Source organism: Bacillus sp. MN7755, from assembly GCF_054771475.1.
In genome coordinates this window covers 1-16,326 of record NZ_BTRL01000011.1, presented here as the reverse complement: position 1 = coordinate 16,326, position 16,326 = coordinate 1, and the positions used below count along the sequence as shown (strand labels likewise).

Below are 16,326 nucleotides of genomic sequence, written 5' to 3'. Positions count from 1 at the left end.
ATTTTTTAAAAATTTTTAAGATAAAAATTTTTAATGTAATTGAATATAGAGATTAGTGGACGTTATCGCTTACAAAGAATTACTTAACTAGGGCAATTACTTCGATTTCAACTGAAACATCTTTCGGTAATTTTGCTACTTGTACACAAGAACGAGCTGGCTTATGAGTAGAGAAATAAGAGCCATATACTTCATTAACAGCATTAAAATCATCCATATCTTTTAAGAATACTGTTGTTTTTACTACTGTATCAAATGAAGCACCCGCTTCTTCTAATACTGCTTGTAAATTTTGAAACACTTGCTCTGTTTGTACTGTCACGTCTCCTGCTACAAGCTCTCCACCTGCAGTTAACGGAATTTGTCCTGAACTATAAAACATATTATTTACAATAACCCCTTGTGAATATGGTCCAATAGCTTGTGGTGCATTGTTTGTTTGAACAACTTTCATTTTTTTTCACCCTTTTATTATTTATTTTTACTCTTTAAAAATAGTGCACGAAAAGCAGTTTGTCCATCTATTTTATAATTTATAAATAGAATAAAAAAAAGATAAAGCTATCTGCTTTACCTTTTTACTCAGCCTCTACAAGCCCTTCCTCAAATGGTGCCAGTGAATAATTTCCCTTTTCCACTTGAATCGCTTTTTCCTTCACATCAACTTCTGAAAGACGAATTAATGATACAAAATTATTAATTAATCTTTCTTCAATATCCGTGGATTCTACTAATACACCAATACCAACAACATTAGCCTTAAACTCTTCTAACATACTTATCATACCTTGAATTGTTCCGCCAGCTTTCATAAAGTCATCAATAATTAAAACATTTGATCCTTCCGGAAGGCTACGCTTTGCTAACGTCATTGTTTGAATTCGCTTAGAAGAACCTGATACATAGTTAATACTAACTGTTGGTCCCTCTGTTACCTTATTGTCTTTCCTTGCAATTACTACCGGTACATCTAAATAATTTGCCACTGCATAAGCAAGTGGAATCCCCTTTGTTGCCACTGTCATAACCGCATCAATTGGTTGCCTAGCAAAAACAGAAGCAAACAAACGACCTGCGCCATTAATATGACGAGGATTACTTAAAAGATCTGTCATATATAAGTAACCACCAGGCAAAATACGATCTGGATTTTCAAATAAGCTACAAAGCTCATCAATAATTAGATCTGCCTCTTCCTCACTTATATATGGTATATATTTCACTCCTCCTGCTGCTCCTGGTATCGTTTGCAATGTGCCGACCCCTTGTTGTTCAAACGTTTGCTTAATAATAACTAAATCTTCACTAATAGAAGACTTAGCTGATTGATACCTTTCAGCAAAAAAAGTGAGAGAAACTAGCTGACGAGGGTTTTGTAACAAGTAATAAGTCATATCAACTAACCTTGTACTTCGTCTAATTTTCATACTCTCACCTCAAATCACGAATATTCTAAACAAATCATAACGTATTATACGTCTTTATTCAAGCGTTTCTCGCTCTCCCAATAAACGTACTGCGTATACTTGTTCGCAAAATCCTTTTAACCCGTTATATATACGATGCATTCGCGAATCATGGTGCACAAGACCAAATACGGTTGGGCCACTTCCACTCATTAATACGGCATCCGCTCCAAATCGCTTCATCTGTGCCTTAATACGTGCAACTTCAGGGTGCATCGCAAACGTTACATCTTCTAAAACGTTACCAACAGTATCACAAATCCCTTTGTAGTCCCCAGCATTTATGACATCAACCATTTTATCTACATTTGGATGTGTAACTCGATTTAATTTTAAATTTCCATACACATCAGCAGTAGATACACCAATATGTGGTTTTGCTAAAATAACCCAACAAGAAGGCGGAGTTTTTATATGCTCAATTTGCTCTCCTCTTCCAGTGGCAATTGCTGTTCCACCATATACGCAAAACGATACATCTGACCCAATTTCTGCGCCAAGCTCTGCTAACTGGTCAATTGTAAGCCCTAAATTCCATAATTTATTAAGACCACGTAATGTCGCTGCTGCATCACTACTTCCACCCGCTAATCCAGCTGCTACCGGAATCGTTTTTTCAATAGTAATAGATACGCCTTTTTTCACATTAAACTTCTCTTTTAATAATTTCGCTGCTTGATAAGCTAAATTCCTTTGGTCGTCTGGGACATACCGATTATGGGATAAAATTTCAATACGGTCTTCTGCTAATTCCATTAGTTCTAAACGATCCGCTAAATCAATTGTTGTCATAATCATTTTCACTTCATGATATCCGTCTTGTCTTTTTCCCAGTACATCTAACGACAGATTAATCTTTGCTGGTGCTTTCACTAGTAGCTTCAATCTATTCACCCACTCTATGTACTCAATCTTTTATCGTTTATTTTACCATAAATTTATAGTAAGACGATGACACTTCCCTAATTATAACGAAAAGCATTCAGAATGAAACTACTTATGTAAAATGATGGCACCTTTTATAGTACAAAAAGCCGAGGAATCACTCCTCGGCTACCGTAGCATAGAAAGTATCTTACAACTACTGGTTTTGTTTCATTAATTGCTGTTCTGCAATTTCTATAGCGCGTTTCACCATGTTACCAGCATCTTTCGCACGAATTCCGCCCCAGCCTTCTTTCTGAACAACATCATAAAAGCCTAGCTCTTTTGCAAGCTCTTCTTTAAATTGATTTGACATGACACCTCTTCGTCTACTCAATGCAAAGTCCCTCCTTATTTTGCTACGGTATAATTAGTATGCAAAATAATATAGCTTTTCATTTGTGGGAATATATGTAACGATACATAAATTATAAAATCACTTCATTATGAGGTTCACCATAAAATGTTAACTCTACTGTCTCTGTTAAAACATCCGCATAGCTATACGATACACGTTGCAACGCATCTTCTTGCTGATCCAGTTGTACAACAAAAACAGAACGGTACGTTTCTGCAAGTACACCTGATTGTTCTACAGTCTTTCTTCTCCCACTATTTGCCTTTAACATCAGTCTCTGTCCAAGATGGTGATCTAATTCGCTTTTAATTTCATCTAAACGTTTTGACATATACTTCGTTACACCTCGCTGTAATTTAGATTGAACACTTAAAACACGATATATCTATCCCAATTATTAACCGCAACTCACAGACAATATCATTATAAAAGCATCATGCGTTCGAATAGATAGAAGAAATACTATATTGTAAAAGTATCATTATGTAGTCTGTACGTTCTTGTCTCTTTTTATCCAAGCTGATTTAAATCCTTTCCATACAAAAAAAGCAAGATACATATGTACCTTGCTTATTCTTCATAATGTTGAAAGGGTAATCCAGTTCGTAAAATCCCCCTCGTCTCAATCCCGCCAAGTCCCTTTTCGCCAGTAATCGTATTACGTACAACATCCCATACGTTGACTCTCTCCATAAATGACGTAAAACTAATTTTACCAACCACATATACAGGATCTAGTGCGTGAATATTAATTCTAGATGGTGAACTAGCAAAATTAGCACCTGCTCGAATTAATGCTTCAAAGTGTGATTGACATGCTCCAGCAAAAATAACGAGTTGATCCAATGATGGATATTTTTTTCGCACTTCTCGAACAGCCTGTACAAAATGTCTTGAATGCCTATATGCTGCTAAATCTCCCTTTACCCCTTTGGATTTTGTATACGCATCGTGCCCTGTAATAACTAAAATGTCCGGGCGAAAATGATCTATTAAATCTACTACCTTTTCATGCATCTCTGTTTCTTTACAATGAATACCTTGTACAGGAACACCAATTTTATTATATAAATCTAGGCACTTGCGCAAATATAACGGGTCTCCATCTATGTGCAATACACGTCCTGGCATTTGAAAATAATTCACCTCACTTGTATATCCACCGGTTGAAGTATGTTCATGCCTTTGTTTCATTAATACATAATCTTGTTGAAACAAACGATACGTACGCTCCATTGTTTCTTTCTCACGCTTCGCTCTTTTTTTATGTTCTCGTTGATCTATACTAATTAAGTCTTCAAGTGGCGCATCCGCCACCAATCTAATTTCCTCTCCAAACAATATAGCTATCTCGCCTTTTATTTCTATAATACGAAAAAGGATATCCCTATTATGAGAATATCGTTCCACTAATTCTCCAACATGTAAAGCCATTCTCCTACCTCCAAACTCGTTAGGCCATCTTACCTGTTTTTAAAGTATGAATTTAGGAGAGGAAAGGTGACAAAAGGGACAGTTCAAGTTGAACTGTCCCTTTTATATTCTTATGACAATTTATGAAGAACTAATGCATTACTTAATGTTGCAAACTCTTCAATAGATAGCGTTTCGCCTCTTCGTTTTGGATCAATTTCTACTTCTGTTAAAATTCGATCTAACAGCTCTTTATCTTTCGGGAAACCATTTAAATTATTTGATAAATTATTCATTAAAGTTTTACGACGCTGTGCAAAACTTGCTCGTACTACTTCAAAGAAGAAATTCTCATCTGTTACTTCTACAACTGGTTTCGGACGTTTTAGAAGACGGATAATTGCAGAATCAACATTTGGTTGTGGTACAAACACTGTACGTGGTACAGTCATAACTGTTTCTACCTCTGTATAATACTGAATAGCAATTGATAAAGAACCATACTCTTTCGTTCCAGGTTTAGCAGCTAAACGATCCCCAACTTCTTTTTGCATCATAACAACAAATCCACGAACCGGTAATTTCTCTTCCAGCAATTTAAATAAAATTGGCGTTGTAATATAGTATGGTAAGTTAGCTACTACCATTACATCTTGCCCTTCCTCAAATTGCTCACTAAACACCTCATGTACATCTGCCTTTAGTACATCTTTATTTATAACTGTAACGTTGCTATATGGAGCTAACGTCTCATCTAAAATCGGTAACAATCTCTGATCAATTTCAAAAGCCACTACTTTTTTAGCACGCTTCGCTAATTGTTCTGTTAACGCACCGATACCTGGTCCAATTTCAATTGCACCACTTTCTGAACCAATTTCAGCGTGATCAACGATACGATTTAATACATTCGTATCAATTAAAAAATTTTGTCCTAAACTCTTTTTGAATGAAAATCCATACTTTTCAACAATGTCTTTCGTACGATTTGGCGTTGCGATATCCTTCATTTTCTTTCCTCCTGTATGACTTGCTTATAAGCCTCTGCAAACGATTCTTTTGAAACTTGAAACATTTGTAAACGTTTATGTAACTGTTTTGCATTTGTATAACCAATCTTTAATAGCTTACCCATTCTTTCTCTGCGACTCTTTGCCATTTCTCCGCCCACTAAGCCTGCATCGACTAGATCGCTCCAACTAATTTCACTTGTGTAAGCTTCCATTTCTTCATGTATATTCTCTAAAGCACGGCGAATTGATTCATTAGAAGCATGTTCAATTCCGACGGCTTTTTTCCTTTTAGCAAGTGCTTCTTCCTTCGGTAAAAAAGCATGTTTACATCCCGGAACCTTATCAGAAATAATTTTTCGAATACGCTCTCCAGGATAATCCGGATCTGTGAAAATAATAACGCCTCTTTTTTGCAGCGCTAATTTAACTTGCTCAATAACATGATCACCGATTGCTGAACCGTTCGTTTCAATTGTATCCGCATCAACAGCGCGCTTAATCGCAACTGTATCATCTTTACCTTCTACAACGATAATCTCTTTAATTTTCATGCTTGCCTCCACACTCGTTTCGTCTCTACTTAGTAAAACAAAAAAATGACGACTTTTCCATTATTATTTTCCCCATTCTTACATTTTAAAAAATAGAATGTCCAAAACTTTGTTCTCTCTCCTTATTGTAACACTTTCTCATTCGACCCTATTTTTTCACAAAAATAAAAAAGAATGGGTTCTCCCACTCCTTTTTATTCAACACCAAATAAAGCTTTTGCATTTTTTGTTGTTATTTCTGCTACTTCCTCATAAGAAATTCCTTTTAAGTTCGCAATTTCTTCTGCTACAAGTTTTACATAGCTCGGTTCATTTCGTTTCCCTCGAAATGGATGTGGTGTTAAATATGGACAATCCGTCTCGATTAACAATTTTTCTAATGGAATCTCTGCAGCAACTTCTTTCGGTTTCTTAGCATTCTTAAATGTAACCGGTCCGCCTAATGAAATTAAAAAGTTCATATCTACACATCGCTGCGCTACTTCTACGCTGCCGCTAAAGCAATGCATAATACCTCCCACTTCAGCCGCATTCTCTTCTTCCAGAATATCAACAATATCTTGAGTTGCATCGCGGTTATGTATAATAATCGGCAATTTTACCTTTTTTGCTAATGTAATTTGTTTACGGAATACTTCCTTCTGTATTTCTTTTGGAGACTTATCCCAGTGATAATCTAAGCCCATTTCTCCAAGGGCAACGACTTTAGGATGGGAAGCAAGTTCTTCTAACCACGCTAAATGCTCTTCTGTCATGTCGATTGCATCAACTGGATGCCATCCAACCGCAGCGTAAATAAAATCATAGGCTTCGGCTAATTCAATCGCCTTTTTTATCGTTACTTCATCAAAACCAACAACAACTGTATAAGCAACTCCCGCTTCTTTCATTCGCGCAATAACTTCTTGCAAATCTTCTTCAAATTGCTCTGCATTCAAATGTGAATGTGTATCAAACAACATAATACATAACTCCTTTTATATTGAAATCAAATTTATTCTACACAAATAAACTCTTTAATAACTTAACGATAACAATACTACAATCTTAATGCAAAAATAGAGAATGTAAAAAGAAAAAAGACGCTTCACACATGTTACACGTGAAACATCTCTTTTCTTGTCTTAATTACTTGATTTTTGTACCATTTGGTAAATTTTGGTCGATTGATGCTAATGACAATACGCCATTCTCTTCACCCGCTAAAATCATACCTTGTGATAATTCACCGCGTAATTTTACAGGTTTTAAGTTTGTTACACAAATAACCTTTTTACCTTTTAGTTCTTCTAGCGAATAGAATTTTGCAATCCCAGAAACGACTTGACGCTTTTCCGTGCCTAAGTCTAGCTGGATTTTCAACAACTTATCTGCTTTTTTCACAGGTTCAGCAGATAGTACTTCTGCTACGCGTAATTCTACTTTAAAGAAATCATCAATTGTAATTTCTTCTGCCTTCGGTTCTTCTTCTTTTTTCTCTTCTATTTTAGGAGCAGAGCTTTTCATTTGTTCCTTAATGTACTCTACTTCCACTTCCATTTCTAAGCGAGGGAAAATTGGGTTTCCTTTTTCTACTTTTGTTCCAGCTGGAATACAGCCAATTGTAGATAGGCTTTCCCAAGATTTATGTGCTTCATCAGTAAGACCAAGCTGAGCGAACATCTTGCTTGGTGCTACTGTTAAGAATGGCATAAGCATAATACCTGTTTGACGAAGTACTTCTGCTAAATGAGCCATTACAGAAGCTAACTTTTCACGATCACTCTCATCTTTTGCTAATACCCATGGTTGTGTTTCATCGATATATTTATTCGTACGGCTAACCAATTGCCAAATTGAACTTAGCGCTACAGAGAATTCCATATTCTCCATTGCCTCTTCTACTTTTTTCAATGTATCTTTTGCAAACGTTACTAATGTTTCATCAAATTCCGTTACATTTGCTTTAAATGCAGGGATTTCCCCGTTAAAGTACTTATCAATCATAGCTACTGTACGATTTAATAAGTTACCTAAGTCATTTGCTAGATCGAAATTAATACGCTCAACAAATCCTTCTGGTGTGAATACACCATCAGATCCGAATGGAACTTCACGAAGTAAGTAATAACGTAATGCATCTAATCCGTAACGATCGATTAATGTAACTGGATCTACTACGTTTCCTTTTGACTTACTCATCTTTCCATCCTTCATTAAAATCCAACCGTGAGCAAAGACTTTTTTCGGAAGAGGTAAATCTAATGCCATTAAAATGATTGGCCAATAAATTGTATGGAAACGAACGATTTCTTTTCCAACTAAATGCACGTCTGCTGGCCAGAATTTCTTATACATCTCTTCATTTTCTGTTCCATAACCTAATGCTGTAATGTAGTTAGATAATGCGTCAACCCATACGTAAATAACGTGTTTCGGATTACCTGGAACACGTACTCCCCAGTCAAATGAAGTACGAGAAACTGCTAAATCTTCTAAGCCTGGTTTAATGAAGTTATTAATCATTTCATTCTTACGAGACTCTGGCTGAATGAAATGTGGATTATCTTCATAGAATTTTAATAGTCTGTCGACATATTTACCCATTCTAAAGAAATATGATTCTTCACGAACAAGTTCTACATCATGACCACTATCTGGACTTTTTCCTCCAACTACTTTGTCACCTTCCATAATTGGATCTACTAATTGATGCTCCGTATAGAATGTCTCATCTTGTACAGAATACCAACCTTCATATTCATCAAGATAAATATCACCTTGATCTACTAGTTGCTTGAAGATTTTTTCAACAACATCTTTATGACGATCTTCAGTTGTACGAATAAAATCATCATAAGAGATATCCATCTTCTCCCAAAGTTCTTTAATTCCTGCAACAATATTATCCACATATGCTTGTGGTGTAATATTTAATTCTTCTGCTTTTTTTTGGATCTTCTGTCCATGCTCATCAGTTCCTGTTAAATAATGAACATTGTATCCTTGCATACGCTTATATCGTGCCATTGCATCTCCTGCTACTGTCGTATAAGCATGTCCAATGTGTAATTTTCCACTTGGATAATAAATTGGGGTAGTAATATAAAAGGATTTTTTTTCCTCTGTCATTGTTTTGGACCTCCCGGATAACCTCATATGTATTTATAAATAGTATATCAAAAACTTATATATAAAGTGAAACTTTAATCTGTGGGGGTGTTCACTCACGCGGATTATTAGCCCGCACCAATCGGGCTTTTATAAGCAGCTCGACTCCCACTTAACTTCTTTGCTCCAGTCAAATTTTGAATTTGGAATCTTACTGCTCGGCAAATAGCAGGATAAAAACGAGTTAATGACTAGTATCTTTATCATCTATTACTCATATTTCAAGAAAATATACAATCGTCACTCGAAGTTTATAATTTTTTCAGAAAATAAAGTGAAATAATAGTAGAAATTACTCCCATTCTATTATATATAAGAAGTAAGAACTCTATAAATCTTTTTAAAAAATATAGAATTAAAGAATTGACGGAAATGTAAATGATTGGTATCATATGTCCATAGGGTATTTTGTCGAAAAATGACGAATCTAAAAATAGACTCGAAACTTATAAACTATTTCTTTAGGAGGAAAAGAATTATGAAATCTACTGGTATCGTTCGTAAAGTTGATGAATTAGGTCGTGTAGTAATTCCAATCGAATTACGCCGTACGTTAGGTATTGCAGAAAAGGATGCACTTGAAATCTATGTTGATGACGAGAAAATCATCTTAAAAAAATATAAACCAAACATGACTTGCCAAGTAACTGGTGAAGTATCTGATGGTAACCTATCTTTAGCTGAAGGTAAAATTATCTTAAGCAAAGAAGGCGCTGAGCAAATCTTAAACGAACTTCAAGATTATATCGAAACAGCAAAATAAGCTTCTCAATTATGAGAAGCTTATTTTTTATCGACATGATAGATTTGATATACATCGCGTTTCGACAAATCTCGATCTTTAGCGACTGTTTTTATCGCCTCTTTTGAATTCATACCTTTTTCATTTATATAATGTTCAATATGATTATATACTGAAATAGATTCCCACCATTGTTCTTCTGGGGCAGGTTCTTCCGTTGAACCAGCTACTAAAATACAAAACTCGCCACGAACTTCATTTTGTTTCGTCCACTCAATTGCTTCTTCGATTGTCCCTCGAATAAATTCCTCAAATTTTTTCGTTAACTCTCGACATAATACAATTTCTCTATTTCCCAACACTTCTTGCATCGAGATTAAAGTATCATCTAAACGGTGAGGTGCTTCATAAAACATTATTGTAGGTTGTACATAACGAAGCTTCTCTAACTCCATTTTTCTTTCTTTTTTATTTCTTTGTAAAAATCCATAGAAATAAAACTGTTTTGTTTCAAGACCTGATGCAATTAATGCTGTAAGTGCTGCATTTGCCCCAGGAAGCGGGATAACATGATACTGTTCCGCTACAGCCTCTACAACAATATCGTAACCAGGGTCTGAAATACACGGCATACCAGCATCACTCACAATGGCTACAGTCTTACCATCTGCTAACTTATCTAAAATTTTTCGTCCACTTACTTCTTTGTTATGTTCATGGTAACTCATCACAGGTGTTTCAATTTCAAAATAATTACAAAGCTTCTTCGTTTGCCTTGTATCCTCCGCTGCAATAACATCTACTTCTTTTAAAATTCGAATTGCACGAAATGTCATATCCTCTAAATTTCCAATTGGAGTTGGTACTAAATATAATACTCCCTTTTCATTTTGCTGAAAGCTTTTTTGTTGCCACATATGGTTCTCCTTTTTGCATATATTCTTCTTTTTGTTTTCTATTTAATTGTTTAAAATAATACTCTGCTTGCATAGCTGTACGCTTATCCTCATGGTCTTCTACGTATTTTAAAACAACAGGAAGTCTAGCACGCGTATACCTAGCCCCTTTCCCGCTATTATGGGTCTGAATCCGCTTCTCTATATGATTTGTATATCCAGCATAATAACTTCCATCAGAGCACTCCACTACATAAAAACAATGCTTATTCTTCTCCATATAAAATTGAACGAATCTCCTTTGTATATTCATTATTTTCTTCATATACAAAAAGAGGTGGCAATATTTTTAACTCTGCATTTCCGTCCTTAATTCCTTCAATTAGCAATGTATTCGCTTCTTTTCCTGCCTTAGGATAAACAAATCGTACACGTTTTGGTTCAATTTTGTATTTACGCATTAATGTAACAATGTCTAGTAAACGACCTGGACGATGTACAAATGCCACTTTCCCGCCCTGTTTTACTAGCTGACTGCTTGCAGATACAACATCCTCTAATGTACACATAATTTCATGACGAGCTATTGCTAAATGTTCATTCATATTTTTCTCAGAAGTTGCAGGTGTTTGAAAATACGGCGGATTACATGTGACAACATCATATTGATGACGTCCAAGTTTCTCCGGCATATCTTTTAAATCCCCATGTATTAAGTGAATTCTTTCTTCTAACTTATTGTATTGAACGCTTCTTATTCCCATATCATATAAACGTTCTTGAATTTCCACCCCTGTAATATTCCCTTTCGTTCTCGTACTCAACAGAAGGGGTACAACTGCGTTACCTGTACACAGATCAAGTAAATTACCTTTTTGAATTGGCACCCAAGCAAAGTCTGCAAGTAAAACAGCATCTAATGAAAAATTAAATACCGATGGACTTTGTATAATTTTCATTTCTTGTGCTAATAAGTAATCTAAACGTTCATCTTCATATAATTTCATATATTACTCCTTTTCTTACCCTTAACCTACCCTATTTCATCTTCTACTAATTAAAAACATATTTCATTCTACTCTCATGTATAAAAAATTACCTTTCCAATTATCATTGGAAAGGTAATTTCACTTTTTATTTAAAAATGACAGGCAGAATAAACAATCGCCCTCTTTACGTACACTTCCATAATGCAGATTACAAATATGAAAACCTTCTTGATATAGTCTTGCTAAATTATCGTAGCCTTCACCAATATCTGTCTTCGGCTTCACTTCTTTACGTTTTTGAGTTTTTTGTTTTTCCTTAATCTGCACTTCTTCAAAGCGGTGTCGCAAATTTTCATTTTCCATTTTTATATGTTGGTTTTCTTCCAACAACTCTGCAAGATGTTGTTTTAATTCTCCCAACTGTTTGTATAAATGTCCAATTTGCTCTTCCATACTAGAAACCGATGCAAAAATATCTTTTTTCTCCACAAGCACCCACCTCATTAATCTGTGGTTTGACTCGAAACGACCCCTTTATTCATTAACTCATCTAACGTATATTCTACTATCCGTTCCTTGTCTACTAGTTCCACTTGAATTAATCTTTCTAAAATATTTAATCCGATAACACGGCCAGTACCATGCGGGGTTTGTATACGTTGATCTAAATCAGGAAGTTGTTCCTTTGCTGCCTCATACTCATCATTCTCATATTTTAAGCAACACATTAAGCGACCACATAAACCAGAGATTTTTGCAGGATTTAATGATAAATTTTGATCCTTTGCCATCTTAATGGATACAGGTTCAAAATCTCCTAAAAAAGTAGAACAACAAAGCATACGACCACATGGACCAATACCACCAAGCATCTTTGCTTCATCACGAACACCAATTTGTCTTAGTTCAATTCTTGTCCTAAAAATTGCCGCTAAGTCCTTCACTAGTTCGCGGAAATCAATCCGACCATCCGCAGTAAAGTAGAAAATAATCTTATTGCGATCGAACGTATACTCTACATCTACAAGTTTCATATCAAGATTATGTTCTACTACCTTTTGCTGACAAACTTGATATGCTTCTTTCGCAGCATGTTTGTTCTCTTCAACAATGGTACGATCATTTTCATTGGCAATACGAATAACCTTTTTTAGCGGTAATACAACGTCGTTTTCATCAACTTGCTTTTTGGTAATAACTACTTTTCCGTATTCAATACCTCTTACTGTTTCTACAATTACAAACTCATTTTCAGAGATATCGAACTGATTCGGGTCAAAGTAATACACCTTTCCGGCCTTCTTAAAGCGAACACCTACTACATCATACAAAACGGTCATCCCTCCTGCAACCGCAACACTAACTGTTCGAACACAAGCTGCGCATTTACATTAGCGTTGATTCTATTTTTTGCCTCTAATATATTAAAGAGAGCTGATACAATGCGCTTCTGAGCATAGGAGAAAGATTCAAACATCTCTTTCTGCTCATGAAAAACAAGACGATCTTCTTCTCCAAGTTGAACATATAATAAATCCTTATAAATAAGGAGTAACATATCTAAACCTTGCTGTAATTGTTCTTTCTCTCCAAAGTGCTTTCCCCATTTTTCTTGTACAAAAAAAATAGAGGCTTTGTCTTTTTCGAGCGCTTCACATAATTTTATCACTAAAGCTCGTGCTTGTGCAAACCATTCATCACTACATAAAGCTAAAGCTTCATCAAAACTATTCGTGAGTTGTGCAGCAAGTGTCGCTAAAGATGCCGTAATACCTTCATCCTGTAATCTTCTAATTAAAGATTCCGTAGGTAACGGTCTAAATGTAACAACTTGACAGCGGGATAAAATCGTATTTAAAATTTGATGACTTTGTTCAGTAAGTAAAATAGCTGTTGTATCACTACTTGGTTCTTCTAAAAATTTCAAGAGTGTATTCGCTGCATTTGCTGTCATGCGGTCTGCGTGCTCAATAATATATACTTTTTTATTTGCTTCTAATCCTGTTTTTGAAAACTCGTCTTGTAAATCATGAATTTGCTGCTTCTTAATCGATAATCCGTCTGGTTTTACAATATGTAAGTTTGGGTGGTTTCCTGAATCAATTCGCTTACAATTTGTACATACATGACAGGGCTCTACCTCGTTCCGCTGAGAACAGAGGAAACTCTTTGCCATTTGAATTGCTGTCGCAAACTTTCCTGTCCCTTTCCCTCCCTCTAACAAGTAAGCGTGGGATATACGCTCTTTTGCAATGCTATTCATCAACATTTTTACACCGATGGGTTGTATAGCAGAAAGCTGCTCCCACGTCTTCGTCATAATGCATACCTCACTTATTTCATTCTTTCCTTCTATTATAACAATTTATCTTCTATAATCTGAACAACTTCTTCTATAAGTTTTTCCATTGGTTGATCAGCATTTACCAATACAATACGATCTGAGAAACGTTCTACAACTTGTAAATATCCTTCACGCACACGTTTATGGAAAGAGATATCTTCCATATCTAATCGATTCACTTCACGTCCTGCATCTTTTTCAATTCGAGCTAAACCAATCTCTGGTTCAATGTCTAAGTAAATTGTTACACTAGGCATACAGTCCTCTGTTGCAAAGCGATTTATTTCAAATACTTTATCCATACCTAATCCTCTTGCATATCCTTGATACGCTAAGGAGCTATCTATAAAACGATCACATAATACAAGGTAGCCCTCGTTAAGCGCCGGCATAACTTTTTCTACTAAATGTTGTCTGCGTGCAGCAGCATATAAAAGTGCCTCTGTACGTGCTTCCATCATCGTATATTCTTGTTTATGTAAAATCGTTCTAATATCCTCAGAAATTGCAATACCACCTGGTTCTCTCGTCGCCATTACCTTTTGTTCTTTTTGTTCAAAGTATGGCAATAAACTTTGAATTAACGTTGTTTTACCCGAACCTTCTGGACCTTCAATTGTTACAAATAATCCCTTCATCCTAAAACCTACTTTCTATATCATACACTTTCATATATTTCGTACTACCTTGAAAACGAGCGCCCGCTTTCTCTAAATACATAATTTGCTCTTTATGTTCTGAAGTAATTCTTTCCCCGTACATAATCAATGGAATTCCAGGTGGATACGGAATTATCATTTCCGCCGCTATCATACCAACTGCTTCTTCTACAGATACTACTTTTGTTTCATATCCTTCTAGTTGTTTATATGTATACGGTAAAGGAGAAATTTCTCCTTTATAAGTATAACGAATAGATTCCCTCTTGTCTTTGACCTCATAATATTGCAATGCCACTCGAATCATCTCTATGGCCTTCATATACTCCTTATTTGCTTGCAAGGGCAAAATAAATAGGACATTATATGGATCTGCCATTTCCGTATATATACCTACCTTTTCAAATACAGACTGTAATTCGTATCCTGATAACTGACAACGTGTCTGTACGGTAACCTTTAACTCGTCTTGTAATGGATATTGTAAAATAGCTATTTGTGGAATAGAAGACAATTCTTCTTTAAATTCCCGTAAAAACTCGACAATTTCATCATGTCCCTCTTCTTTTATACGCGCTATTGTAAAACGTGCAATATCAAGAGAAGTCATAATTGGATACGATGGACTACTAGATTGTAGCATACTTAAATAGGTAGAAACTTTTTCTTCTTTCACTAAGTTACTAGTTATATGTAAATAGGATCCCATCGTCATCGCCGGTAATGTTTTATGTGCAGAATGAACTACAATATCTGCCCCATATGCTAACGCTGACTTTGGAAATGCTCCACCTAAGCAAAAATGAGCACCATGTGCTTCATCTACTAAAACAGGAATTTTATGTGCATGTGCATAACCAATACTTACTTCTAGATCTACCCCCATACCATAATAATTAGGATGTGTTAAAATGAGTGCTTTAGCATTTGGATATTTTTCAATCGCTTCCTTAATAACCTCATTATGAATTCCCACTGGTACGTTATAAGCTTCATCAATCCATGGATCTAAAAAAATCGGATTTGCTCCCGCTAATTTTAAACCATTAATAATTGATTTATGACAATTTCTTTGTACAAGAACAATATCATGTTCCCCGCAACAAGACAAAATCATTGCTAGGTTCCCCACTGTTGAACCATTAATTAAAAAATAACTTTTTTCCACTCCATATACATCAGCTAATAATTGTTGTGCCTCATCTATACATTCAAATGGACTATGTAAATCATCTAATCCTGACAACTCAGTTACATCGATAGATAGTATATCTTTAAACCCCTCTACTGCCTCCTGAGGGAAGTTTAAACCACTTTTATGTCCTGGAACATGAAAGGATAACGGCCCTCTTTCTTTAAACTCTATTAATGCCTCATATAAAGGTATGCGATTTTGATTCATTTATATCTCTTCCTTATTATTTCATTCTTTATCTATTATACAGAACAAAAAAAATAATAGGCATATGCCTATTTAAAAATATGATGCTTCTAATTTCCGAAGCTGTTTTAAATAATATATATACTTCGGATCATTTGTCTCCGTATTCACCATATCCTTTTCACATTCATAACATATCAAATTATTATAAATATATATCCCTTCTTTTCTTTCTGTCTCACAAACAATACAAACTTCATTTTGTGATTTCATATCTTGCCCTCCCTATTTAAATGGACATATTTTATACTCCTATTCCTTAACAATTTACAGAAAAATATACATCAATCTCTTATATAATATGATTCACCCTTGGGCAACGTGTTTGTATTACCATTACTTCTTTTTGCGCGCTGTTTGAAAACACAAAAAAACACGAA

Annotated in this window: 20 protein-coding genes; 1 reads left to right on the top strand and 19 read right to left on the bottom strand. The window is 35.2% G+C overall.

All coding sequences use genetic code 11. The features are described from left to right. Positions 1 to 79: 79 nt before the first annotated feature. From ACYVEC_RS11920 to metG, 10 genes are all read right to left on the bottom strand, one after another. The gene (locus ACYVEC_RS11920; RefSeq protein ID WP_063222204.1) at positions 80 to 454 is read right to left on the bottom strand and encodes a RidA family protein; all 375 of its coding nucleotides are present in this window, start codon (positions 452 to 454) and stop codon (positions 80 to 82) included. Positions 455 to 578: 124 nt separating this feature from the next. Beyond that, positions 579 to 1,427, bottom strand: a complete 849-nt coding sequence (gene purR / locus ACYVEC_RS11915) for a pur operon repressor (protein WP_063222203.1) — start codon at positions 1,425 to 1,427, stop codon at positions 579 to 581. Positions 1,428 to 1,481: 54 nt separating this feature from the next. Further along, a complete protein-coding gene (gene ispE / locus ACYVEC_RS11910; protein ID WP_000772094.1) occupies positions 1,482 to 2,351 on the bottom strand; it encodes a 4-(cytidine 5'-diphospho)-2-C-methyl-D-erythritol kinase in 870 nt (289 codons plus the stop codon). 196 nt (positions 2,352 to 2,547) lie between these two features. Beyond that, on the bottom strand, positions 2,548 to 2,727 hold the full coding sequence (gene sspF, locus ACYVEC_RS11905; protein WP_001985066.1) for an acid-soluble spore protein SspF: 180 nt from the start codon (positions 2,725 to 2,727) through the stop codon (positions 2,548 to 2,550). 91 nt (positions 2,728 to 2,818) lie between these two features. Beyond that, positions 2,819 to 3,079, bottom strand: coding sequence for a biofilm formation stimulator Veg (veg, locus tag ACYVEC_RS11900; protein WP_000044349.1), 261 nt, complete (start codon positions 3,077 to 3,079; stop codon positions 2,819 to 2,821). A gap of 239 nt (positions 3,080 to 3,318) precedes the next feature. Next, positions 3,319 to 4,182, bottom strand: a complete 864-nt coding sequence (gene yabG, locus ACYVEC_RS11895) for a sporulation peptidase YabG (protein WP_001173738.1) — start codon at positions 4,180 to 4,182, stop codon at positions 3,319 to 3,321. 110 nt (positions 4,183 to 4,292) lie between these two features. Further along, the gene (rsmA, locus tag ACYVEC_RS11890) at positions 4,293 to 5,171 is read right to left on the bottom strand and encodes a 16S rRNA (adenine(1518)-N(6)/adenine(1519)-N(6))-dimethyltransferase RsmA (protein WP_063222202.1); all 879 of its coding nucleotides are present in this window, start codon (positions 5,169 to 5,171) and stop codon (positions 4,293 to 4,295) included. Beyond that, positions 5,168 to 5,725, bottom strand: a complete 558-nt coding sequence (gene rnmV / locus ACYVEC_RS11885) for a ribonuclease M5 (protein ID WP_063222201.1) — start codon at positions 5,723 to 5,725, stop codon at positions 5,168 to 5,170. Before rnmV ends, rsmA begins: the two co-directional genes overlap by 4 nt. Before the next feature lie 194 nt (positions 5,726 to 5,919). Next, positions 5,920 to 6,687 (bottom strand): TatD family hydrolase, encoded by a 768-nt coding sequence (locus tag ACYVEC_RS11880; protein ID WP_063222200.1) that lies wholly within the window; start codon positions 6,685 to 6,687, stop codon positions 5,920 to 5,922. Positions 6,688 to 6,853: 166 nt separating this feature from the next. Then, positions 6,854 to 8,836, bottom strand: coding sequence for a methionine--tRNA ligase (gene metG / locus ACYVEC_RS11875; protein WP_063222199.1), 1,983 nt, complete (start codon positions 8,834 to 8,836; stop codon positions 6,854 to 6,856). A 517-nt stretch (positions 8,837 to 9,353) separates the two neighbouring features. Between metG and ACYVEC_RS11870 the strand changes: the two genes are divergently transcribed. Beyond that, positions 9,354 to 9,638, top strand: coding sequence for an AbrB/MazE/SpoVT family DNA-binding domain-containing protein (locus ACYVEC_RS11870; protein ID WP_000843036.1), 285 nt, complete (start codon positions 9,354 to 9,356; stop codon positions 9,636 to 9,638). Positions 9,639 to 9,658: 20 nt separating this feature from the next. Here the strand turns inward: ACYVEC_RS11870 and rsmI are convergent, their stop codons facing one another. The 9 genes from rsmI to ACYVEC_RS11825 all read right to left on the bottom strand — a co-directional run bounded on the left by rsmI (position 9,659) and on the right by ACYVEC_RS11825 (position 16,159). Further along, positions 9,659 to 10,534, bottom strand: coding sequence for a 16S rRNA (cytidine(1402)-2'-O)-methyltransferase (gene rsmI, locus ACYVEC_RS11865; protein WP_063222198.1), 876 nt, complete (start codon positions 10,532 to 10,534; stop codon positions 9,659 to 9,661). Beyond that, complete coding sequence (locus tag ACYVEC_RS11860; RefSeq protein WP_060629172.1) at positions 10,503 to 10,793, bottom strand: GIY-YIG nuclease family protein; 291 nt, start codon at positions 10,791 to 10,793, stop codon at positions 10,503 to 10,505. Before ACYVEC_RS11860 ends, rsmI begins: the two co-directional genes overlap by 32 nt. Next, on the bottom strand, positions 10,780 to 11,520 hold the full coding sequence (locus ACYVEC_RS11855; protein ID WP_460506572.1) for a tRNA1(Val) (adenine(37)-N6)-methyltransferase: 741 nt from the start codon (positions 11,518 to 11,520) through the stop codon (positions 10,780 to 10,782). The genes ACYVEC_RS11860 and ACYVEC_RS11855 overlap by 14 nt, the downstream gene beginning before the upstream one ends. A gap of 120 nt (positions 11,521 to 11,640) precedes the next feature. Then, positions 11,641 to 11,991, bottom strand: a complete 351-nt coding sequence (gene yabA, locus ACYVEC_RS11850) for a DNA replication initiation control protein YabA (protein ID WP_000412056.1) — start codon at positions 11,989 to 11,991, stop codon at positions 11,641 to 11,643. Positions 11,992 to 12,005: 14 nt separating this feature from the next. Beyond that, a complete protein-coding gene (locus ACYVEC_RS11845) occupies positions 12,006 to 12,833 on the bottom strand; it encodes a PSP1 domain-containing protein (RefSeq protein ID WP_063222223.1) in 828 nt (275 codons plus the stop codon). A gap of 5 nt (positions 12,834 to 12,838) precedes the next feature. Next, entirely contained in the window at positions 12,839 to 13,822 is a 984-nt protein-coding gene (holB, locus tag ACYVEC_RS11840) for a DNA polymerase III subunit delta' (protein WP_275719634.1), read from the bottom strand. Positions 13,823 to 13,857: 35 nt separating this feature from the next. After that, complete coding sequence (gene tmk, locus ACYVEC_RS11835; protein ID WP_063222195.1) at positions 13,858 to 14,484, bottom strand: dTMP kinase; 627 nt, start codon at positions 14,482 to 14,484, stop codon at positions 13,858 to 13,860. Position 14,485: 1 nt separating this feature from the next. Next, positions 14,486 to 15,907 (bottom strand): aminotransferase class I/II-fold pyridoxal phosphate-dependent enzyme, encoded by a 1,422-nt coding sequence (locus ACYVEC_RS11830; RefSeq protein WP_063222194.1) that lies wholly within the window; start codon positions 15,905 to 15,907, stop codon positions 14,486 to 14,488. Positions 15,908 to 15,979: 72 nt separating this feature from the next. Beyond that, positions 15,980 to 16,159 carry a sigma factor G inhibitor Gin gene (locus ACYVEC_RS11825; RefSeq protein ID WP_063222193.1) on the bottom strand — a complete coding sequence of 60 codons (180 nt, stop codon included), beginning with the start codon at positions 16,157 to 16,159 and terminating at the stop codon, positions 15,980 to 15,982. Positions 16,160 to 16,326: the final 167 nt, after the last annotated feature.